The sequence below is a fragment of the Cryobacterium sp. AP23 genome (genome assembly GCF_054075385.1).
In genome coordinates this window covers 3,228,181-3,247,217 of sequence record NZ_CM133415.1, presented here as the reverse complement: position 1 = coordinate 3,247,217, position 19,037 = coordinate 3,228,181, and the positions used below count along the sequence as shown (strand labels likewise).

The following is a 19,037-nucleotide window of genomic DNA, read 5'->3' as shown; positions in this document are numbered from 1 at the left end:
CGCGTGCATTACAACGTTGCAGACCTAAACACCTGTCCGCGCCAGCGTGGCGGGTCCCGATGGTCCTCGCGCGCTCCCCGCGGCACGAGGTGCGCCCGGCGGCCTGCGTTACGCCCGGCGGCCCGCGCGCGTCCACGTGCCCCCGGGACGAACACGTGCCGCGAGGCGGTGACGGCCGCGGGCAGAGGCGGGACGGGCGCGCTAGGGGGCGGTGGCCAGTCGGGCCGCGGCGAGCTGCAACCACCGCAGCGGGTCCGCCATCGCGGCCGCGCCACCACCGGCGACGTCGGTGAGGGACACCACCGCGCCGAACAGGTCCGGATGGGCCCGCAGGGCGTCGGCATCGATCGCGCCAGCCACGAGCAGGGCGCGCGCGCCCGCGTCCTTCGCCAGCTCGGCCAGGTAGGCCGGCACCTTGCCTGCCGCCGACTGTGCGTCGAACCGCCCTTCGCCGGTGATCACGACGGATGCCCCCGCGACGGCCGCCGGCACGCCCAGCGCCTCGCCCACCGCGGCCGAGCCCGCACTGATGCGGGCCCCCCAGGCCAGCAGGCCGAACGCGGTGCCGCCCGCAGCCCCGGCGCCCGGGGTCGTCGGGTCCACCGGAAGCAGGCCGGCCAGCCGGGCCAGGCCGGCATCCAACTGGGTGACCTGGGCGCTGCCGGCGCCCTTCTGCGGCCCGAACACACAAGCGGCGCCGCTCGGGCCGAGCAACGGATTGGTGACGTCGCTGAGAATCAGGGCACCGCCGGCCGGCAGCTCCGGCAAGCCGCGCAGGTCCACGGCCGTCAGATCGGCCATGCCTCGGCCACCGGAGCGCACCGGGTTGCCGGCCGCGTTACGGAAGACGGCGCCCAGCGCCGTCAGCGCGCCCACCCCGCCGTCGGTGGACGAGCTGCCGCCGAGCGCCAGGTACAGCCGGGTGACGCCGTGCTCGAGGGCCGCCGCGATGGCGGTGCCGAACCCGATGGTGTGGGCGTCGAGCGGCCGGAGCGGATCGAGCAGGGTGATGCCGCTGGTGCAGGCGAGCTCCACCACGCCGGTACCGTCGGGCAGGAGCAGCCACGACGTGTCCACCCCCCGGTCGTCCGGGCCCGGCACGGCCACGGGCATCCGCCGGGCGCCGGGCACGGCCAGCTCGAACGCATCGAGGGTGCCCTCCCCGCCGTCGGCCATCGGCATCAGCACGAGCTTGTCGGCCGGGCGCACGGAGGACCATCCGGCGGCCAGCGCCCGCGCCACGTCCGGGGCGGTGGCCGTGCCCTTGAACGAGTCCGGGGCGATCACCACACGTTCGACGCTCGTCATCGGGCCACCTCGTCCTGTCAATTACCGCTCGAAATACGGGCCGAAGCGGCCCCAGCAGAGGAAAACGTTTCCCCAGCTTGTTCGGGAGGATGCCCGTTGTCAAGCACCTGCACCCAGTGCCAAGCGTCGGGCGACCCCAAATTCATCGCCCACCATTGCGCCCGACCGGGACCCTGTCCTACACTTTCGGTAAACGCTTTCCTGCACGCTCGGCGGAGAGTCACCCTCAATGAAGAAGGACAACCTCGTGTCTCAGACCCTCGGCATCATCGTCAACGGCGCCTCCGGGCGCATGGGCTACCGGCAGCACCTGGTGCGCTCGATCCTCGCCATTCGCGAGCAGGGCGGGGTCCTGCTCCGCGACGGCAGCCGGGTGCAGGTCGAACCGATCCTGGTCGGCCGCAACGAGGCCAAGCTCAAGGAGCTCGCCGGCAAGCACGGCATCGAGCACTACACGACCGACCTCGATGCCGCGCTGGCGGATGACCGCTGGCAGGTCTACGCGGACTTCCTGGTCACCAAGGCCCGGGTGAGCGCCCTCAAGAAGGCCATCGCGGCCGGCAAGGCCATCTACACCGAGAAACCCACCGCGGAGACCTTCGAGGAGGCCCTCGAACTGGCCGCGCTGGCCACGGCCGCCGGCGTCAAGAACGGTGTCGTGCACGACAAGCTGTTCCTGCCCGGCCTGCAGAAGCTCAAACGCCTGATCGACTCCGGCTTCTTCGGCCGCATCCTCTCGGTACGCGGCGAATTCGGGTACTGGGTGTTCGAGGGCGACTGGCAGCCCGCCCAGCGGCCCAGCTGGAACTACCGCGCCGAAGACGGCGGCGGCATCATCGTGGACATGTTCCCGCACTGGAACTACGTGCTGGAGAACTTGTTCGGCCGGGTCGAATCGGTCTACGCCCAGGCCGCCACCCACATCCCGGTGCGCGTCGGCGAAGACGGCGAGGCCTACCCCGCCACCGCAGAGGACGCCGCCTACGCCGTGTTCCAGCTCGAGGGCGGCATCGTCGCGCAGCTCAACTCCAGCTGGACGGTGCGGGTCAACCGCGACGAACTCGTCGAGTTCCAGGTGGACGGCACCCACGGCAGCGCCGTGGTCGGCCTGTTCAGCTGCAAGATCCAGCCCCGCAACGCCACCCCGAAGCCGGTCTGGAACCCCGACCTGGCCGAGGAGCACGACTACGCCCAGGACTGGCTCGAGGTGCCCGTCAACGACGTCTTCGAGAACGGCTTCAAGACCCAGTGGGAGGACTTCATCCGCCACGTGGTCGAAGACGGCCCCAACGAGTTCGACCTGCTGGCCGGCGCCCGCGGCGTGCAGCTGGCCGAGCAGGGCCTGCTCAGCTCCGCGACCGGCCGCCGCATCGACCTGCCGGTCGTGACCCTGCCCGCCGTAGCGCCGGCCACGCCCGCCGAGCCGGCCGCCGCCACGTCATGACCGAGCTGCCGCTGCTCGACGCCGCCGGCGCCACGCGCAGGGTCGGACTGAACCCGGCCCCGGCGTTCAGCAAGCCCACCCGGCCGCTGACCTCGCGGGTCGCGTACGCTGCCGCGCACGTGATCCCCCGCCCGTTCGCCGAGAACGTGCCCGGCGCCCCGGCCGACATCGACTGGGACGCCACCCTGGCCTTCCGGCACCACGTCTGGTCGTGGGGCCTCGGCGTCGCCGACGCCATGGACACCGCGCAGCGCAACATGGGCCTGGGCGCCGAGGCGACTCGCGAGCTGATCAGCCGCAGCGCCGCCGAGGCCCGCTCGGTGGGCGGCGCCCTCGTCGTGGGCGTGAACACCGACCATGTCCACGACGAGCAGATCTCGCTGGATGCCGTCATCGACGCGTACACCGAGCAGCTGCACTTCACCGAGGAGGCCGGCGCCGGAGTGGTGCTGATGGCCAGCCGGCACCTGGCCCGCGCCGCCGAAACGGCCGAGGACTACCGCCGGGTCTACCAGGCTGTGCTCGGCGCTGCCACCACCCCGGTGGTGCTGCACTGGCTCGGCGCCGCCTTCGACCCGAGCCTCGCGGCGTACTTCGGTTCGACCGACAGCGCCGTGGCATCCGACACGGTGCTGCAGATCATCGAGGAGAACCGGGACAAGGTCAGCGGCATCAAGATGAGCCTGCTCGACGCGGATGCCGAGATCGCCCTGCGCTCCCGGCTGCCCGAATCAGCCACGATGTTCACCGGCGACGACTTCAACTACGTCGGCCTGATCGCCGGCGACGACTCCAGCGGTGCGGCCGGTGCCCCGGCCCGGCACTCCGACGCCCTGCTCGGCGCCTTCGCGGCCGTCGCCCCGAACGCGTCGGCGGCCATCGCGGCCCTCGACGCCGGCGACCCGGATGCCTACCACCGCATCCTCGGCCCCACCGAGGCGCTGTCCCGGCAGGTGTTCGCCGCGCCCACCTTCTATTACAAGACCGGGGTCGCGTTCCTGTCCTGGCTCAACGGCCACCAGGACGCGTTCAGTATGGTGGGCGGCCTGCACGCCGCCCGCAGCCTGCCGCACCTGTCCGAGATCGTGCGCCTGGCCAACGACGCCGGAGCCCTGGAGCGGCCCGAACTCGGGGCCGCCCGCTGGAGCAGCTACCTGACCCTGAACGGAGTCACCGCATGACCTCGACCCTGCCCACCCCGGCCGCGCCGGCTGCATCGGCTGCATCGGCCGCGTCGGCCACGGAGGCGACAGAGCCGACGGCGGCGCATCCGCGCCTGTCGATCAACCAGGCCACCATCAAGTACGCCGACCTGGCCACCGCCCTCAAGGTCACCGCCGACGCCGGCGTGCAGAGCATCGGCCTGTGGCGGGAGCCCGTCGCCGAGGTGGGCCTGGACACCGCGGTGCGGATGGTCGCCGACTCGGGCCTGCGCGTCTCCAGCCTCTGCCGGGGCGGCTTCTTCACCAGCCCGGAGGGACCGGCCCGGCGGGCCGCGATCGAGGAGAACCGCCGCGCCATCGCCGAAACGGCCGCGCTCGGCGCCCCCACCCTGGTGCTCGTCGCCGGCGGGCTGCCCGAGGGTTCCCGCGACCTCGTCGGCGCCCGCGAGCGGGTGCGCGACGCGATCGGCGAACTGGCCGACGAGGCCCGCGCCGCCGGCGTGACGCTCGCGATCGAGGCGCTGCATCCGATGTACGTATCCGACCGCGCCGTGGTCTCCACCCTCGGCCAGGCGCTCGACATCGCCGAGCAGTTCGGGGCGGATGCCGTCGGCGTCGTCGTCGACACCTTCCACGTCTGGTGGGACCCGGACCTGGCCGCGCAGATCGCCCGCGCCGGCGCCGGCGGCTACATCGCCTGCTACCAGGTCTGCGACTGGGCCACCCCGCTTCCGGCCGACGTGCTCCTCGCCCGGCACTACCCGGGTGAGGGCGTCATCGACTTTGCCGCCATCTCAGAGCTCGTGCGCACCGCCGGCTACACCGGCGACGTCGAAGTGGAGATCTTCAACCAGGGCATCTGGCACACGCCCCCGGCCGAGGCCGTGGCCCGTACCGTGGCATCCTTCGGCACGTCGGTCGCCCCGCACCTCTAGCGTGACTCCCGCGCCGCGCCTTCCCTCGCCCCGAGCCCGAGCCCGAGCCCGCGGCCGCGGCTCGCGGCTGCGGCACGCGGCACGCGGCACGCGAAGATGCTCGCGGCACGCGAAGATGCTCGTGGCACGCGAAAGTGCTCACGGCGTGGGTTAAGTAGCCATTAGCCCACGCCACGAGCACTAACCCACGCCACGAGCACTTTCCGACGCCACGGCGGGGCCGCCCGGATCCCTCCCGGCGCACCTTTGGCATCGCGGCGCAGGTTAGAACCTGCGCCACGAGGAACAACCTGCGCCACCGGCACGAACCTGCGCCACGAGGCCACCACGAACGGGCCCGGGCCGGGGCGGGGGCTCGTGAGTAGGCTGGTTGGGTGAATGCCTATGCCTCCGCGCCCGTCGACCCCGAATCCACCGCTACCCTGACCGAGCGTGGCCTGAGGCTCGACGTGGTCGACGCATCCGACGACCCCGGCCTCAAGCGCTGGCTGTTGGCGGATGCGCGCGGCTTCCACGAGATCACTCCCACCGCGAGCACCCTCGAGGTGCAGGTCGAGGACATCGCCACCGACCGGGTCACCGGTGTGTGGGACGCGACCCAGGCCGACCCGGAGACCCCGGTCGCCACCGTGCGCTCCTGGGAGATGGGCCTGACCGTTCCCGGCGGCGCCGCCCTGCCCAGCTGGGCGATCAGCTCGGTCACCGTCTCCCCCACTCATCGCCGCCAGGGCATCGCCCGCGCCATGCTCACCGCCGAGCTCCGCACCGCCGTGCGCCTGGGCCTGCCGATGGCGATGCTCACCGTCTCGGAGGCCACCATCTACGGCCGGTACGGCTTCGGGCCGTCCGCCCGGCAGTCCTCCTACATCGTCGACACCGCGCGCGCCCGCTGGATCGGCCCCACGCCCGCCGGCCGGGTGCAGTTCGTCAGCCCGGAGTCGCTCCTCACCGACGGCCCCGCGGTCTTCGAGCGCACCCGGGAGCGTTCCCCCGGCGAGGTCGACCGCCGAGAGATCTGGTGGAAGCGCGCCCTCGGCCTGCTGCCGAACGAGCCCGACGCACACAAGCGCGGCATCCGTGCGGTGCGGTACGACGACGCCGACGGCGCCATCGCCGGTTTCGCGCTCTACGAAATCGCGCTGCAGGACGTGAGCCAGCCCGGCCGGCTCAAGCTCGTCGACCTGGTCGCCGCGACCGACGACGCCTACGCCGCGCTCTGGCGCTTCGTGATCGAAATGGACATGGTCAACGAGATCGCCGCCGGGTTGCGCAGCGTCTCCGAGCCCGTGGCCTGGCAGGTCTCCGACCACCGCGCCGTGCGCAAGACCGGCGAGCGCGACCACCTCTGGCTGCGCATCCTCGACGTGCCCGCGGCGCTCAACGCCCGCCGATACACCGCGCCGGGCGACTACCTGCTCGACGTCACCGACGACCTCGGCTTCGCCAAGGGCCGGTTCCTGCTCACCGTCGCGGCCGACGGGTCCGGCCAGGCGCAGGAGCTCGTCGGTGCGCACGGCGCGATCCCGGCCGGCGCCGTGGAGGTGGCCCTGACCGCGGCCGACCTGGCCTCGCTCTACCTGGGCGGCACCAGCGCCGTCGACCTGGCCCGCGCCGGCCGCATCACCGAGAAGACGGCGGATGCCGCCATCCGTCTCGACACGGCCCTGCACTCCGCCTATGCCCCACACCTGAGCACCTGGTTCTAGGCCGGAAGGCCCGGTTCGAGCGCCCGCCAGGAGGTCTAGGCTCGTTCTGAGCCCCCGGAAGGCACCCCTCCCAGCGGGCTCACAGCACCCGGCAATCGACCTCATAGTTTCAGTCGGTAGCGTCGGGTGAGACCTTGTCCCGACGAAACGGCAAACGCAGTCCATGAATGCACACACCCCCGGCCAGCCGCTCCCCCCGAAGAAGGACCGCCGCGAGGTGGCCCGCGAGACCGCCCGCATCCAGCGCGAAGAACAGAAGAAGCGTGACGCGCGAAACCGGTGGTTCCTGCGCGGCGGCATCGGCATCGGCCTGATCGCGATCGCCGCGATCATCGCGTTCGTCGTGGTCGGCAGCATCAAGCCGCCCGCGCCCGGCCCGTTGAACATGGCCAGCGACGGCATCCTGCTGCAGGGTGACGGCACCGCCATCAGCGCCGTGCCCACCGAGGCCACCGCCGCCGACGCGGACCCCGTCGCGACCGATGTGAGCGCCCTCACCGACACCGTGAACATCGCGGTGTACCTCGACTACCTCTGCCCGTACTGCAACCAGTTCGAGACCGCCAACGCCGACCAGCTCACCAGCTGGCTGACCGCGGGGAACATCACCCTCGAGGTGCACCCCATCTCGATCCTCGACAACTCGTCGAACGGCACCAAGTACTCCACCCGGGCGGCCAACGCGGCATCCTGCGTGGCCAACTACGAGCCGGACAAGTTCCTCGACGTGAACGCCGCCCTGTTCGCGAACCAGCCCACCGAGGGCACCAGCGGACTCACCGACGACGAGCTGGTGAGCCTGGTGGAAACCGCCGGCGTCACCGACGAGGCCGTGGCCACCTGCATCACCGAGCAGGAGTTCAGCTCCTGGGTGGGCACCGCCACCGACCGCGCCCTCGAGGGCCCACTGCCCAACTCCTCCCTCGAGGCGCTCACCGGCACCCCGACGGTGCTCGTGCAGGGCGTGCAGTACCAGGGCGACCTCAGCGACGCCGCGGCGTTCGAGACCTTCGTCATGGAGCAGGCCACCGCCACCACCGACACCAGCGGAGACACCGGCGAATAGCCATCCGCACGACGACCCGGCTCGGCTAATGTGGCCGGTGCGGACAATTGGTCCCGGCACACCGGGTGCAGTTGTCCGCACCGGCCACAGTTGTTGGCGGAAGAGTTGTCGGCGAAAGGACCCCTCGTGACCGACGGATCGGGCACCACGCACGTGTACGGCGCCGTCGTCGACGACGCCACCCGGTGCGTGCACTGGAACGGTCCCACCGACATCGTGGCGATCAAGTTCCGCTGCTGCGGGCGCTTCTACCCGTGCTACCAGTGCCACGCCGAGGCCGAATCGCACCCGGCCACACGCTGGGCACCGGCAGAGTGGGCGGAGCCGGCGATCCTCTGCGGCGCCTGCGGGCACACCCTGGCCATCGACGTGTACCGCGGCGTCTCCGGATGCCCGGCCTGCGGGTCGGCCTTCAACGACGGATGCCGCCTGCACGCCCACCTGTACTTCGAGGTCCCGGCACCGCCGGATTGACCGGCCGGGGCCCGGCACCGCCGGAGTGACCGGCCGGGGCCCGGCACCGCCGGAGTGACCGGCGGGGGCCCGGGCGACCACACGGCCGCCCGGGCTGCCTACATCGGTCCGGCGTGCTCTACGAGCCAGCCGTAGGGGTCGATGGCGTTGACGCCGTCCAGGTGCAGCTCCAGGTGCATGTGCGGCCCGGTGCTCTGACCGGTGCTGCCGACGTTGCCGATCAGCTGGCCGGCCACGACGGACTGGCCTTCGCTGACGGCGGCTGACCCGGCGAGCATGTGCCCGTAGGTGCTGGTGACCTTCTGGCCGTCGACGACGTGGTCGATCATGACGTGCACGCCCAGCCCGCCGTTGTCGTTGGCGGTGACGGAGCTCACGACGCCGTCGGCGATCGAGCCGATCGGCGTGCCGACGCCGGGGTTCATGTCGAGGCCGTCGTGGAAGGTCGAGCATCCGGAGCAGGGCGCGGAGCGGGGGCCGTAGCCGTCCGAGATCCGGGTGACACCGGCGAACGGCCAGCGCACGGCACCGGCGACGTCAGGGGCCGCGACGGCGGCAACGGCGGCGACAGCGGCCGGCGCCGGCACAACCACGGGCGGGGGCGGCGGGATCTCCTTCGCGGTGAAGGTGTCCACGTCCACGGCCACGGCCGCCTGGGCCGTCACCGTGAGGCTCTGCACGGGTCCGGCGGCCAGGCGGGTCGCTGCCGCGGCGTCTGCGGCGCGATCCGCGGCCGTCGGCATGCTCACGGTGGGGTCGAGGTACGCAGCCTGCGCGGGCAGGGCGCCCATCGCGGTGAGGACTGCGACGAGGGACATGGCCGTGACGGCGGCGGCCTGGCGGCGACGCGGCCGAACGGGCGGCGCGACGAAACCGCTGCGCCTAGCCCCGCGCATCGGCCGCCCGGGTCGGGCGGCAGGCGCGCGGGTGTGAGGTGGGAGTGGACATGGCGAAGCTCTCTGGTCGAGGTGGAACAGGACTGGGGATCCACGAGACCTCGACAGAGGTTCACTCGCCGGCGGGCACGCATCGAGCGCGCCGGAATAGGGCAGGAGCAGCGGGACCGGGGCCGGTTCGCTGAGTGGGATCCAGCGCCGCGGCGGCATCATTGGCCCGGGCGCAAGAAAGTGACGTTACATCAGTTTTCTGGGTATCCCGTGTGCATCCATGCATATGCACGCATCAGCGGAGAGCCTCCGCCGGGTCAGACGCTGACGACCGAGTGCGCCAGGGCGTCGAGGGCACCGGGCACGAGCCGGTAGTAGGCCCAGGTGCCGCGCTTGTCGCGCGAGAGGATGCCGGCGTCCACCAGCACTTTGAGGTGGTGGGACACCGTGGGCTGGCTCAGTCCGAGTGGTTCGGTGAGGTCGCAGACGCACGCCTCGGCGTCGTCGTGGGCGGCCACCATCGAGATCAACCGCAGACGGGCCGGGTCGGCGATGGCCTTCAGCGTGCGGGCGAGCTTCTCCGCCCCCTCGGCGGCGAGCGCCTCGCGCACCGGCGGCGCGCAGCATTCCGCTGCCTCGGCATCCGCTGCGCTGGTGAGGAGTTCGATGTTCGCCATGCTTCCATCCTGCCACCTGAATTGACATCCATCGATGCGATCGCCACACTTTATATCGACGTTCATCTATTTCTTATCGCCCCGATGGAGCTCCATGCCCGCCGCCACCCAGCCTTCCCCCGCCGAGCACCCCGCCGCGCACCTCGGCAGGACCGACCGGCTGCTGCCGGTCTGGATCCTCCTCGCCATGGGCGCCGGCCTGTTGCTCGCGGTGGTCGCGCCGGGTTTCGGCGATCTGCTGCACGCCTTCTCGATCGGGTCGGTGAGCGTACCCATCGCTGTGGGCCTGCTCGTGATGATGTATCCCGTGCTGGCCAAGGTGCGCTATTCGGATGCCCGCGCCGTCGCCGGCGACCGGCGCCTGCTGGTCTCGTCGCTGCTGCTCAACTGGCTCGTCGGCCCGGCGCTGATGTTCACGCTGGCCTGGATCTTCCTGCCCGACCTGCCCGAGTACCGCGCCGGCCTGATCATCGTCGGTCTGGCCCGCTGCATCGCGATGGTGCTGATCTGGAACGACCTCGCCTGCGGCGACCGGGAGGCCGCCGCGTTCCTCGTCGCGGTGAACTCTGTCTTCCAGGTGGTGGCCTTCGCCGCCCTCGGCTGGTTCTACCTGCAGATCTTGCCTGCGTGGCTCGGCCTGGCCACCACCAGCGCCGAATTCTCGATCTGGGCGATCACAGCGAGCGTGCTGGTCTTCCTCGGCATCCCGCTCGTGGCCGGCTATCTGTCCCGCCGCATCGGGGAGGCCACCCGGGGCCGAGCCTGGTACGAGGACCGGTTCCTGCCCCGGGTGGGGCCGCTGGCGCTCTACGGCCTACTGTTCACCATCGTGCTGCTCTTCGCCCTCCAGGGCCGTCAGGTCATCGACCGTCCGCTCGACGTGCTGCGCATCGCGTTGCCCCTGTTGGTCTACTTCGCGCTGATGTTCGCCGCGGGCTTCGGCGCCGGCCGGCTGATCGGGCTGCCCTACGCCCGCACCGCGACGCTGGCGTTCACCGCGGCCGGGAACAACTTCGAGCTGGCCATCGCCGTGGCCATCGGCACGTTCGGGGCCACGAGCGGACAGGCCCTGGCCGGAATCGTCGGCCCGCTGATCGAGGTGCCGGCGCTGGTGGCCCTCGTCTACGTGTCGCTGTGGCTGCGCCCACGGCTCTTCGGCCCGGAACAGCCCGCACCCGGCTCGTCATCGCTCCGTTCACCCGAATCGTCTATATTGACCCCTGTCGATCGATCACCAGCCGAAGGAAGCACCCGTGTCTGACCCCATCACCCCGACGCCCGCCGCGAAGCCCACCGTCCTGTTCGTCTGCGTGCACAACGCTGGCCGGTCCCAGATGGCCGCCGGGTATCTCACCGCACTCTCCGCCGGTCGGGTCGAGGTGCTCTCCGCCGGCTCCGAGCCCAAGGACCAGATCAACCCGGTCGCCATCGCCGCGATGGCCGAAGACGGCATCGACATCGCCGACAACGTGCCGAAGATCCTCACCACCCAGGCGGTCAAGGACTCCGACGTCGTCATCACCATGGGCTGCGGCGACGCCTGCCCGATCTTCCCCGGCAAGCGCTACGAGGACTGGGAACTCGCCGACCCGGCCGGCCAGGGCATCGAGGCGGTGCGCCCGATCCGCGACGACATCAAGGCGCGCATCACCCAGCTGCTCGCCGAGATTCTCCCGGCCTAGCGTCGCCCACCGCGAGTTGCCCCCGCGCGGTCGAGTTGCCCCGGCGCAGCGGGGCAACTCGTCCGCACCGGGGCAGGTCGCGTTGACAGAATCAGGCGCGCGTCACCGGGATCTTGGCCCGGTGCTCTGACCGCTCAGCGACGGGCACCCGCACTTCGAGCACGCCGTCCCGGTAGCTCGCCGAGACGTCGGAGTCCTTGCTGCCACTGGGCAGCGGGATGTCGCGGGCGAACGACCCGTAGCGGAACTCGGTGCGATACCCGCCCTTCTCCTTGTGCTCGGTGCGTTCCTGGCGCTCGGCCTGGATGTGCAGCACCCCGTCGGCCACGGAGATGTCCACGTCCTTCTCCGGGTCGATGCCGGGCATCTCGGCCTTGACGACCATGGTGCTGCCCTCCTGGTACTCCTCCACCCGCAGGGCCGGGGAATCCCAGTCACCCTCGAAAAAGCGCCGCACCGAGTCGGGCAGTTCAAATCGGTCGCGGCGAGCAACTCCTCCAGCCATCATGCATCTCCTTGAGTCGGCCTGTTTTTCGCTGCACACAGTACCCCCGCCCCCAGGCCCGCGCTGGCGCCATAGGGCCCCTCAGAGCAGGTTCGCGGCGCGCAGATCGGCCTTCAGCCGTGGGGTCACCGGGTCGGCCAGGTCGTCGTACTCGCGGTGGCCGCGCAGGTACGACGCGGTGAACGGGCAGATCGCCACGACCCGCAGGTTCCTGGCCCGCACATCCGCGAGGGCGCCGGCCACGAGCGTTGACGCCAGGCCCTTCCCGGACTGGCCGAGGTCGATCTCGGTGTGCACGAACACGCGCTGGGCGCCGTGGTCGACGTAGGTCGTGAAGCCGACGCGCACCCCGTCGAGCAGCAGCACGTAGCGCCGTTCGGCCTCAACGAGTTCGACCGTGCGCTCGTCGTCGGCTCCGTTCTGACCGGCCGGGGATGGGATGCTCATTCCCCCAGTCTGCCCACCGTGCCCGCCGACGCAACCCCGTCGACGACCTCGTCCTTGCGCTTGCCGCGCCGGAAGGTGGACCGCTTCGGTTGCTCCTTGAGCTGGCGGCGCACGTCGTCGAGGATCTCGGTGACCGTCATCAGATCGGTGTGGCTCAACCGGTCGAAGAGCATCTCCCGCACCAGGTTGACGTAGCCCGGGATGCCCGCCCGGAGCACGTCGATGCCGGCGGGGGTGACCTGGGCGATCACCGACCTGTCGTCGTCGGGGGCCGGCCCCCGCAGCACGAGCGCCTTCCGCTCGAGTTGGCCCACCTGGTAGGTGAGGCCGCTGCGGGAGACCGTGAGGGCGTCGGCGATGTCGGTCATGCGGCGGCCATCCGTGCCGGCCTCGCCGATGCGCAGGAGGATCTCGAACTGCGCCAGGGTGAGCCCCACGGTGTCGCGCAGATTGCGGTCGGCCGCGTACTGCACGATGTTCGAGGTCTCGAACAGCGCCGCCCAGGCGCGCATCTCATCGGCGGAGATGGATGGTTCGGGAATTCCCATGGGCGGTCCTAACGTTGCCGTGAGTATAGAGTTGTTTCGAATCCGAAGCACTTTGTGTGAGTGTGCCCGATTCGGGCACACAGTCCAGTGTCCTCCGCTCTACCTGAAAGAAGACAATCATGACCACCGCCATTTACACCGCATCCGCCACCTCCTGGGGCGGACGCACCGGCAAGGTCGTCACCAGCGACAACAAGATCGACCTCGACCTGTCGATCCCGAAGGACATGGGCGGCGACGGCGGCCCGGGCACCAACCCCGAGCAGCTCTTCGCCAGCGGTTGGGCGGCCTGCTTCCACAACGCCCTCAAGGCCACCGCCCGGCAGAACAAGATCGACGTCTCCGAGTCGGCCGTCACCCTCACGGTGAACCTGGTCGGCAGCATGGCCACCGGCCTGGACTTCGAGGTCACCATCGAGGCGCAGATCCCCGGCGCCGACCCGGTCACCGCCCAGGCCGCCATGGAAGCCGCGCACGCGGTCTGCCCGTACTCCCGCGCCACGCGCGGAAACCTCGCCGTGAAGCTGAGCGTCGTCACCGACGAGGACTAACCGGCACGTAACTGGTCCCGAAACGGACAAATGGTCCCGGCGCACCGGGACCATTTGTCCGAACGGGGCACAGTTGGCCCGGAAGAGGTGGGGCTAGGCGGCCTGCGGGGACCCGACGGCGACGACGACGGCCGCGACAACCTCATTCAGCTGCTCGACCACTTCGGCGTCATCCTTGGGGTGCACGTCGGCGAATCGCACGACGGAGCCGGGGATGGCCAGCTTGACGTCGGTCAGCACGGTGGCGCCGGCGATGCCGAGCGCCTTGCGGGCCTCGTCCTGCGCCCACACCCCGCCGAACTGGCCGAATGCGCTGCCGATGACGGCGACGGGCTTGCCGATCAGCTGGCTGGCGCCGTACGGGCGCGACGCCCAGTCGATGGCGTTCTTGAGCACGGCGGGAATGGTGCCGTTGTGTTCGGGGGTGACGACCAGGACCGCATCGGAACCGCCCAGGGCGTCGCGGAAGGCGACGACGGACACCGGAACCGTGTCCTCGGTGTCGATGTCCTCGTTGTAGAAGGGCAGCTGGGCGATGTCATCGAACACGGTGAGGGAGACGCCCTCCGGTGCGTTGTGCGCAGCGGTTTCGGCGATCTGCTTGTTGGTCGATCCGGCGCGGAGGCTGCCGACGAGTACGAGGATTTCAGTCAATGTATTTCTCTTTCTGGGGTACCGGGCGCGGGGCGGATGCGCATCCTGCGCCGTGACGGGAATCACTGTTCCACACTGATCCCAACCATCGGCGGGTAAATCTATTCCGCTGCGGTCGGCCCATCCCAGGCGTCAGCCACCTCACGCGGCAGGGTGCGCAGGCGCTCCCAGCGCTCCGGCACCACCAGGCTCGGCAACACGAACGACCACATTTCCACGACCCGCTCCATCAGGTCCGCACGGCCGGTGAGCACATCGGACACGACCTGCACCCCGGTGAACGCCGGGCTGATGAACCGGGCGGCGGCGGCGACGTCGACGTCCGCGCGCACGTCGCCATCGAGGATCGCCCGGCGCAGCAGCACGTCGCAGGCCCCGATCCAGTCCTCATACGGCGTCACCACGGGCGTGCTGAGGTTGCTCGACTCCATGGTCAGACGGATGCCGGCGCGCGACACCGGGTCGGTCCGGAGCTGCTTGGCCAGCTCGAACGTGAGCACTAGCAGCACCTTCAGGCCCGGCTGCTCACTGTGCAGCAGCCCATCCCCAAGCGCGATGGCCCGTTCGTGCTGAGCGCCGATCACGGCCAGCGCGAGGGCCTCCTTCGACTCGAAGTGGAAGTACAGCGCGCCCTTGGTCAGGCCGGCCGCGGCACAGATGTCCGCCATCGAGGAGCCGCCGTAGCCGAGAGCGCCGAAGACGTCGGCCGCGGCGCGGATGATCGCCGTCCGGGTTTCGACGGCGCGGGCCTGCTGGGTCATGTCGCTCCTCGAGTCGGAAGGGGCGTCATCCGGCTCGGCTCCGGATTTCGTTGCCACATCGTCATCATAAGAAGCATACCGTTTGGTATGCTTTGGGCAGGCCGGGCGAACATTCCGGGGGGAACCTGTTTTCCCGGCCGACGACTATCGCACGACCGCACCACCGCACCATCCGCCCGCGACGCCGCTGGGCACCATCTGCCGGGATCGAGGGGAAACCGACGAATGAACACCAGCACGCTCCGTCTGGTCGCGTATCGCGACTCCACGTCCGGCAACGTATTGGACGGCGCGGGGATGGATGGCGCCCAACTCGGCGCCGTCATCGGCCTCACGCTGCTGGTCCTGGCCGCGCTCGGCGCGGTCGTCCTCATCGTGGCCGCCCTCGTGCAAATCACCCAGGCCGTGCACCTGCGCGAACCCGCCCGCACCCGCTGGGTGTTGTCGGTGGTCTTCGCGCCGGTTTTCGGCGCCATCGCCTGGTTCGCGGTGGGCAACCGCCCGCAGGCCGGCTGAACCGGCACCCCTCCGACCGACCTCGTCACGCTGGTCAGGAGTGCATGGCCCGGGGCGGCACCACCAGCACGGGGCAGTCCGCGTGCCGCACGCACTGCTCGCTCACCGAGCCGAGCAGCATCCCCGCCAGTCCCCCGCGCCCCCGCGAGCCGACCACCAGCATCCGCGACCCCTTGGACACCTCGATCAGGGTTTTCGCCGCGCCGCCCAACGCCACCCGGTACTCCACGGTCACGTCCGGATGCAGGGCCAGGCCGGCACTGACGTCCTTTTGGAGCCGCTCCGTCACCGCGCCCGCGTAGTCGGAGTAGGAGGACACGTAACCGAACTCCCAGTTCGCTGGGCGCGGAGCCGTGTCGATGGACCACGCGCGCACGATGGTCACCGGCACCGACAGCCCGGCGGCGAGGTCGAGGGCCACCGTCAGGGCATGGTTCGCGTCGGCCGAGCCATCGTGCCCGACGACGATTCCGGTGCGCGGCCCCGGCTCCTGGGGTGGTTGGGCGGCCGCTTCGGCGTGCACGGAGGCGGCATCTCCGGGAGTGCCCGGCCCGCCGTTCGCGGTTCGGCCCACGCCCTGGTCCGTGTCAGCATCCATGATGACCTCCTGCCGCGGCGCCCGGCGACTCCGGCTCCCGTGGTTGCTTCCCATTCAACCGCTCCGCACCCAGCGCCGGAAGAGCGCGGGCGGATTCGTTACCCGACCAGCCCTCCCGCTGCCCGGCGCTGGCACCGGTCAGCCCAGCATCGCCCGCCGGTCGAGCGACGCCTGGCGGCTGTCCAGCCGCAGCTCGAGTTCGCTCATCACCATCGCGGCGAGGTCCTCCAGGGTGGCGAGCTGCCCGGGCGTGAACTCCCTCGGTTCGTAGTCGATCAGGCAGAACGTGCCCAGGTTGTGCCCGTCGCGGGTGGTCAGCGGCACCCCGGCGTAGAACTGCAGGCCCATTTCGCCGGCCACCAGCGGGTTCGCGAGCGCACGCGGGTCGATCCGGGCATCCGTCACCACCCACGGCTCGTCGTGCAGGATGGCGGATGCGCAGAGGCCTTCGTCGCGGTCGATCTGCGGCACCTCGAGGCCGAACCGGGACTTGAACCAGATCCGGTCGTAATCCACCACGCTCACCAGCGCGATCGGCACCTGGAAGATCCGCGCGGCCATGCCGGTGACCCGGTCGAAGGCGCCGTCCGGCGGGGTGTCAAGCAGGTCGTAGCGCCGAACGGCGTTCATCCGGCCTTCCTCGTCCGCGGCCTCGGGAGCGCCGGGCCGGGTGTGGTGGGGCGTTGGGGCCAGTTGCAGCGGCGCTTCGGCGCGGTGCCGGCCGGATGCGCCGATGATCAGCTGGCGCATCGCCAGCACCAGGTCGTTGACCAGCGGGCGGTCCCGGGGGTCGCGGGCGGTCATGGCCGCGATCAGGCCGGCCCAGGCCTTGGGCACCGAGTCGGGAATGGCCGGGTCGTTCATCAGCCGGGCCAGCGCCGACGGCACCGCTGCGCCGGGGAAGGCGACCTCGCCCGTGAAGCACTCCAGCAGCACCAGGCCCAGGGCGTAGACGTCGCTGGCCGGGCCGACGGGGTCACCCATGGCCTGCTCCGGGCTCATGTAATGGGCGCTGCCGGTGGCCGTGCCGTCCGCGGTGAGTCGGTCGGACTCGGCGAGCAGAGCGATCCCGAAGTCGGTGAGCTTGGCCCGGGTGCGGGAGTTGTCGCCGTTGTAGTCCACCATCAGCACGTTCGCCGGTTTGACGTCGCGGTGCACCACCCCGCGGGAATGGATGTACTCGAGTCCCTCGGCCAGGTCGTAGCCCAGTTGGGCGATCTGCCGAACCGGCAGCGGCCCACCGGCGAGCTTGCGCTGCAGGTCGGCGCCCTCGACGAGTTCCATCACGAGGTAGATCCGCGGCAGCGCGGGCACGCTGCGGTCGACGGCGGCGTCGAGCAGGGTGACCAGGCTGTGGTGGTTGAGCGAGGCGAGGATGTTGACCTCGTCCTCCTGCCGGCGCACATCGGCGGCCGAGGTGGCATTGGCGAGGAAGATCTTGATGGCCACATTGCGGCCCAGGAACTCGTCCCTGGCCTTGTACACGGCGCCCATGCCGCCCTGACCGATCAGTTCGAGCAGCCGGTACCGGCCCCGCAGCAGGCCCGTTGCCGCACCGTTCTCCGGCACATTGCCCGCCTCTCCCGAAGAAGCAATTCTATCCAGCCGGATGCCTCGCTCCGCAGGTTCCCCCGCGCCCGCGGCAATCGTTAGGCCCCCGTAATATCTGGCCGACGCCGCTGGCGCGGGACGGCGTTGGTCGGCCTCCCGCCCGTCAACCGCCCTGCACGGTGAGCCGGTCGAGCATCGTATGCCGGCTTTCCAACCGCAACTCGAGTTCGCTCATCACCATCGCAGCCAGGTCATGCAGCGTGGCGAGTTCACCGACGGAGAACTCGCGCGGCTGGGAGTCGATCACGCACATCGTGCCGAGGTTGTACCCGTCGCGCGTGCTGAGCTGCGCCCCGGCATAGAACTGCAGGCCCATCGCCCCGGCGACGAGCGGGTTGGCCAGGGTGCGCGGGTCCATCCGGGCATCGGTCACCACCCACGGCACGTCCTGCAGAATGGCGGAGGCACACAATCCGGGATCGCGGTCGATCTGCGCGGCGTCGAGGCCGTGGCGCGACTTGAACCAGATCCGGTCGTGGTCCACCACGGTCACGAGGGCAATCGGCACGTTGAAGATGCGGGCGGCCAGGGCGGTGATGCGATCGAAGGCCCCGTCTGGCGGGGTGTCGAGCAGGTCGTAACGGCGCACGGCGTTCATCCGACCTTCCTCATCGGCCGCCGGCGGCGCGTCCGGCCGCACGGCGGCGCGCGGGGCGCCCAACTCCGGCGGCGCATCCGCCCGATGTCGCCCGGCGGCCCCGAGGATCAGCTGCCGCATCGCGAGCACCAGATCGGGCACGAGCGGACGGTCGCCGGGGTCCCGCGCCGTCATCGCACCAATCAGGCCGGCCCACGGGGCGGGCACCTCCTGGCCGTGCCCCGCCGTCTTTGCGGAACCGGCGAAGCACTCCTGCAGGACCCTCCCGAGCGCGTAGACGTCACCCGCCGGCGCCGATGGATCACCCCCGGCCTGTTCCGGACTCAGGTAGCGGGTGCGGGCGGACGCATTGGTGGCTACCGGTGCGGGATCCACGAGCTCGCCGATGCCGAAATCGGTCAGCCGGGCCCGGGTGCGGGACTCGTCGCCGTTGTAGTCCACGAGCAGCACATTGGCCGGTGTGATGTCGCCGTGCACCACTCCACGGGAGTGGAGGTATTCCAGGCCTTCCGCGAGGTCATAGGCCAGCCGCGCGATGTCCGGTTCGGGGATCCGTCCGCGATCGAGCCTGCGCCGCAGGTCCGCACCCTCGACCAGCTCCATCACCAGGTAGACCCGCGGCTCGTTTGCGGCGCTCCGGTCGACCCCGGCGTCCAGCACGGGGATCAGGCTGTGGTGGTTGAGCGAAGCAAGGAGGGCAACATTTTCCTGGCCGCGCGCATCAGCGGTGCCGGCGGCTCGGAAGACCTTGATCGCCACCCTGCGGTCCAGGGTCTCGTCGATAGCCGAGTACACAGCGCCACTGCCACCCAGGCCGATCCGTTCCAGCAACCGGTATCGACCACGGAGGAGACCGGCGGCAGGATCATCCAGCAGGTCCATGTCAAAGCCTTCCTAACTGCACAG

At 70.6% G+C, this 19,037-nt stretch carries 21 protein-coding genes; 10 read left to right on the top strand and 11 right to left on the bottom strand.

Going from position 1 to position 19,037, the window contains the following annotated elements:
- Positions 1 to 201 precede the first annotated feature (201 nt).
- Positions 202 to 1,308 carry a glycerate kinase gene (locus ACU5E9_RS15430; RefSeq protein ID WP_456810778.1) on the bottom strand — a complete coding sequence of 369 codons (1,107 nt, stop codon included), beginning with the start codon at positions 1,306 to 1,308 and terminating at the stop codon, positions 202 to 204.
- Positions 1,309 to 1,537: 229 nt separating this feature from the next.
- On the opposite strand from ACU5E9_RS15430, the gene ACU5E9_RS15425 reads away from it, so the two are divergent.
- The 6 genes from ACU5E9_RS15425 (at position 1,538) to ACU5E9_RS15400 (ending at position 8,096) form a co-directional block, all read left to right on the top strand.
- Positions 1,538 to 2,752, top strand: a complete 1,215-nt coding sequence (locus ACU5E9_RS15425; RefSeq protein WP_456810777.1) for a Gfo/Idh/MocA family protein — start codon at positions 1,538 to 1,540, stop codon at positions 2,750 to 2,752.
- Positions 2,749 to 3,933 (top strand): dihydrodipicolinate synthase family protein, encoded by a 1,185-nt coding sequence (locus tag ACU5E9_RS15420; protein WP_456810776.1) that lies wholly within the window; start codon positions 2,749 to 2,751, stop codon positions 3,931 to 3,933. The genes ACU5E9_RS15425 and ACU5E9_RS15420 overlap by 4 nt, the downstream gene beginning before the upstream one ends.
- Positions 3,930 to 4,850, top strand: coding sequence for a sugar phosphate isomerase/epimerase family protein (locus ACU5E9_RS15415; protein ID WP_456810775.1), 921 nt, complete (start codon positions 3,930 to 3,932; stop codon positions 4,848 to 4,850). Before ACU5E9_RS15420 ends, ACU5E9_RS15415 begins: the two co-directional genes overlap by 4 nt.
- A gap of 374 nt (positions 4,851 to 5,224) precedes the next feature.
- Positions 5,225 to 6,556: a GNAT family N-acetyltransferase gene (locus tag ACU5E9_RS15410; protein WP_456810774.1), complete on the top strand. Its 1,332-nt coding sequence runs from the start codon at positions 5,225 to 5,227 to the stop codon at positions 6,554 to 6,556.
- A 163-nt stretch (positions 6,557 to 6,719) separates the two neighbouring features.
- Positions 6,720 to 7,622, top strand: coding sequence for a DsbA family protein (locus ACU5E9_RS15405; RefSeq protein WP_456810773.1), 903 nt, complete (start codon positions 6,720 to 6,722; stop codon positions 7,620 to 7,622).
- Positions 7,623 to 7,748: 126 nt separating this feature from the next.
- A complete protein-coding gene (locus ACU5E9_RS15400) occupies positions 7,749 to 8,096 on the top strand; it encodes a CHY zinc finger protein (protein ID WP_456810772.1) in 348 nt (115 codons plus the stop codon).
- Positions 8,097 to 8,194: 98 nt separating this feature from the next.
- On the opposite strand, the gene ACU5E9_RS15395 is transcribed toward ACU5E9_RS15400, so the two are convergent.
- Together ACU5E9_RS15395 and ACU5E9_RS15390 are read right to left on the bottom strand one after the other, a co-directional pair.
- Entirely contained in the window at positions 8,195 to 8,992 is a 798-nt protein-coding gene (locus tag ACU5E9_RS15395; protein ID WP_456810771.1) for a M23 family metallopeptidase, read from the bottom strand.
- A 308-nt stretch (positions 8,993 to 9,300) separates the two neighbouring features.
- Positions 9,301 to 9,660 (bottom strand): ArsR/SmtB family transcription factor, encoded by a 360-nt coding sequence (locus ACU5E9_RS15390; protein WP_456810770.1) that lies wholly within the window; start codon positions 9,658 to 9,660, stop codon positions 9,301 to 9,303.
- A 94-nt stretch (positions 9,661 to 9,754) separates the two neighbouring features.
- Here ACU5E9_RS15390 and arsB point away from each other — a divergent pair, with 94 nt between their 5' ends.
- Entirely contained in the window at positions 9,755 to 10,921 is a 1,167-nt protein-coding gene (gene arsB, locus ACU5E9_RS15385; protein WP_456810769.1) for an ACR3 family arsenite efflux transporter, read from the top strand.
- A complete protein-coding gene (locus ACU5E9_RS15380) occupies positions 10,914 to 11,342 on the top strand; it encodes an arsenate reductase ArsC (protein ID WP_456810768.1) in 429 nt (142 codons plus the stop codon). The genes arsB and ACU5E9_RS15380 overlap by 8 nt, the downstream gene beginning before the upstream one ends.
- Positions 11,343 to 11,433: 91 nt before the next feature.
- On the opposite strand, the gene ACU5E9_RS15375 is transcribed toward ACU5E9_RS15380, so the two are convergent.
- The 3 genes from ACU5E9_RS15375 to ACU5E9_RS15365 form a co-directional block, all read right to left on the bottom strand.
- Positions 11,434 to 11,850 carry an Hsp20/alpha crystallin family protein gene (locus tag ACU5E9_RS15375; RefSeq protein WP_456810767.1) on the bottom strand — a complete coding sequence of 139 codons (417 nt, stop codon included), beginning with the start codon at positions 11,848 to 11,850 and terminating at the stop codon, positions 11,434 to 11,436.
- 78 nt (positions 11,851 to 11,928) lie between these two features.
- On the bottom strand, positions 11,929 to 12,294 hold the full coding sequence (locus tag ACU5E9_RS15370; protein ID WP_456810766.1) for a GNAT family N-acetyltransferase: 366 nt from the start codon (positions 12,292 to 12,294) through the stop codon (positions 11,929 to 11,931).
- Positions 12,291 to 12,842, bottom strand: a complete 552-nt coding sequence (locus ACU5E9_RS15365; protein WP_456810765.1) for a MarR family winged helix-turn-helix transcriptional regulator — start codon at positions 12,840 to 12,842, stop codon at positions 12,291 to 12,293. The genes ACU5E9_RS15370 and ACU5E9_RS15365 overlap by 4 nt, the downstream gene beginning before the upstream one ends.
- 119 nt (positions 12,843 to 12,961) lie before the next feature.
- Between ACU5E9_RS15365 and ACU5E9_RS15360 the strand changes: the two genes are divergently transcribed.
- Entirely contained in the window at positions 12,962 to 13,393 is a 432-nt protein-coding gene (locus ACU5E9_RS15360) for an Ohr family peroxiredoxin (protein ID WP_456810764.1), read from the top strand.
- 93 nt (positions 13,394 to 13,486) lie between these two features.
- Here the strand turns inward: ACU5E9_RS15360 and ACU5E9_RS15355 are convergent, their stop codons facing one another.
- Together ACU5E9_RS15355 and ACU5E9_RS15350 are read right to left on the bottom strand one after the other, a co-directional pair.
- The gene (locus ACU5E9_RS15355) at positions 13,487 to 14,047 is read right to left on the bottom strand and encodes an NAD(P)H-dependent oxidoreductase (RefSeq protein WP_456810763.1); all 561 of its coding nucleotides are present in this window, start codon (positions 14,045 to 14,047) and stop codon (positions 13,487 to 13,489) included.
- 101 nt (positions 14,048 to 14,148) lie between these two features.
- Entirely contained in the window at positions 14,149 to 14,808 is a 660-nt protein-coding gene (locus tag ACU5E9_RS15350; RefSeq protein WP_456810762.1) for a ScbR family autoregulator-binding transcription factor, read from the bottom strand.
- A gap of 225 nt (positions 14,809 to 15,033) precedes the next feature.
- On the opposite strand from ACU5E9_RS15350, the gene ACU5E9_RS15345 reads away from it, so the two are divergent.
- On the top strand, positions 15,034 to 15,324 hold the full coding sequence (locus ACU5E9_RS15345; protein ID WP_456810761.1) for a PLDc N-terminal domain-containing protein: 291 nt from the start codon (positions 15,034 to 15,036) through the stop codon (positions 15,322 to 15,324).
- Positions 15,325 to 15,358: 34 nt separating this feature from the next.
- Here ACU5E9_RS15345 and ACU5E9_RS15340 read toward each other — a convergent pair whose 3' ends face one another.
- From ACU5E9_RS15340 to ACU5E9_RS15330, 3 genes are all read right to left on the bottom strand, one after another.
- Positions 15,359 to 15,922 (bottom strand): universal stress protein, encoded by a 564-nt coding sequence (locus tag ACU5E9_RS15340; protein ID WP_456810760.1) that lies wholly within the window; start codon positions 15,920 to 15,922, stop codon positions 15,359 to 15,361.
- 138 nt (positions 15,923 to 16,060) lie between these two features.
- Entirely contained in the window at positions 16,061 to 17,491 is a 1,431-nt protein-coding gene (locus tag ACU5E9_RS15335) for a protein kinase domain-containing protein (protein WP_456810759.1), read from the bottom strand.
- Positions 17,492 to 17,636: 145 nt separating this feature from the next.
- The gene (locus tag ACU5E9_RS15330; RefSeq protein ID WP_456810758.1) at positions 17,637 to 19,013 is read right to left on the bottom strand and encodes a protein kinase domain-containing protein; all 1,377 of its coding nucleotides are present in this window, start codon (positions 19,011 to 19,013) and stop codon (positions 17,637 to 17,639) included.
- Positions 19,014 to 19,037: the final 24 nt, after the last annotated feature.

Excerpts from the sequence above, each read along its gene's own strand:
- ACU5E9_RS15430 (WP_456810778.1), bottom strand. The coding sequence starts at position 1,308 with ATGACGAGCGTCGAACGTGTGGTGATCGCCCCGGACTCGTTCAAGGGC.
- ACU5E9_RS15425 (WP_456810777.1), top strand. The coding sequence starts at position 1,538 with ATGAAGAAGGACAACCTCGTGTCTCAGACCCTCGGCATCATCGTCAAC.
- ACU5E9_RS15420 (WP_456810776.1), top strand. The coding sequence starts at position 2,749 with ATGACCGAGCTGCCGCTGCTCGACGCCGCCGGCGCCACGCGCAGGGTC.
- ACU5E9_RS15415 (WP_456810775.1), top strand. The coding sequence starts at position 3,930 with ATGACCTCGACCCTGCCCACCCCGGCCGCGCCGGCTGCATCGGCTGCA.
- ACU5E9_RS15405 (WP_456810773.1), top strand. The coding sequence starts at position 6,720 with ATGAATGCACACACCCCCGGCCAGCCGCTCCCCCCGAAGAAGGACCGC.
- ACU5E9_RS15395 (WP_456810771.1), bottom strand. The coding sequence starts at position 8,992 with ATGCGCGGGGCTAGGCGCAGCGGTTTCGTCGCGCCGCCCGTTCGGCCG.
- ACU5E9_RS15390 (WP_456810770.1), bottom strand. The coding sequence starts at position 9,660 with ATGGCGAACATCGAACTCCTCACCAGCGCAGCGGATGCCGAGGCAGCG.
- arsB (WP_456810769.1), top strand. The coding sequence starts at position 9,755 with ATGCCCGCCGCCACCCAGCCTTCCCCCGCCGAGCACCCCGCCGCGCAC.
- ACU5E9_RS15375 (WP_456810767.1), bottom strand. The coding sequence starts at position 11,850 with ATGATGGCTGGAGGAGTTGCTCGCCGCGACCGATTTGAACTGCCCGAC.
- ACU5E9_RS15370 (WP_456810766.1), bottom strand. The coding sequence starts at position 12,294 with ATGAGCATCCCATCCCCGGCCGGTCAGAACGGAGCCGACGACGAGCGC.
- ACU5E9_RS15365 (WP_456810765.1), bottom strand. The coding sequence starts at position 12,842 with ATGGGAATTCCCGAACCATCCATCTCCGCCGATGAGATGCGCGCCTGG.
- ACU5E9_RS15360 (WP_456810764.1), top strand. The coding sequence starts at position 12,962 with ATGACCACCGCCATTTACACCGCATCCGCCACCTCCTGGGGCGGACGC.
- ACU5E9_RS15350 (WP_456810762.1), bottom strand. The coding sequence starts at position 14,808 with ATGACCCAGCAGGCCCGCGCCGTCGAAACCCGGACGGCGATCATCCGC.
- ACU5E9_RS15345 (WP_456810761.1), top strand. The coding sequence starts at position 15,034 with ATGAACACCAGCACGCTCCGTCTGGTCGCGTATCGCGACTCCACGTCC.
- ACU5E9_RS15340 (WP_456810760.1), bottom strand. The coding sequence starts at position 15,922 with ATGGATGCTGACACGGACCAGGGCGTGGGCCGAACCGCGAACGGCGGG.
- ACU5E9_RS15330 (WP_456810758.1), bottom strand. The coding sequence starts at position 19,013 with ATGGACCTGCTGGATGATCCTGCCGCCGGTCTCCTCCGTGGTCGATAC.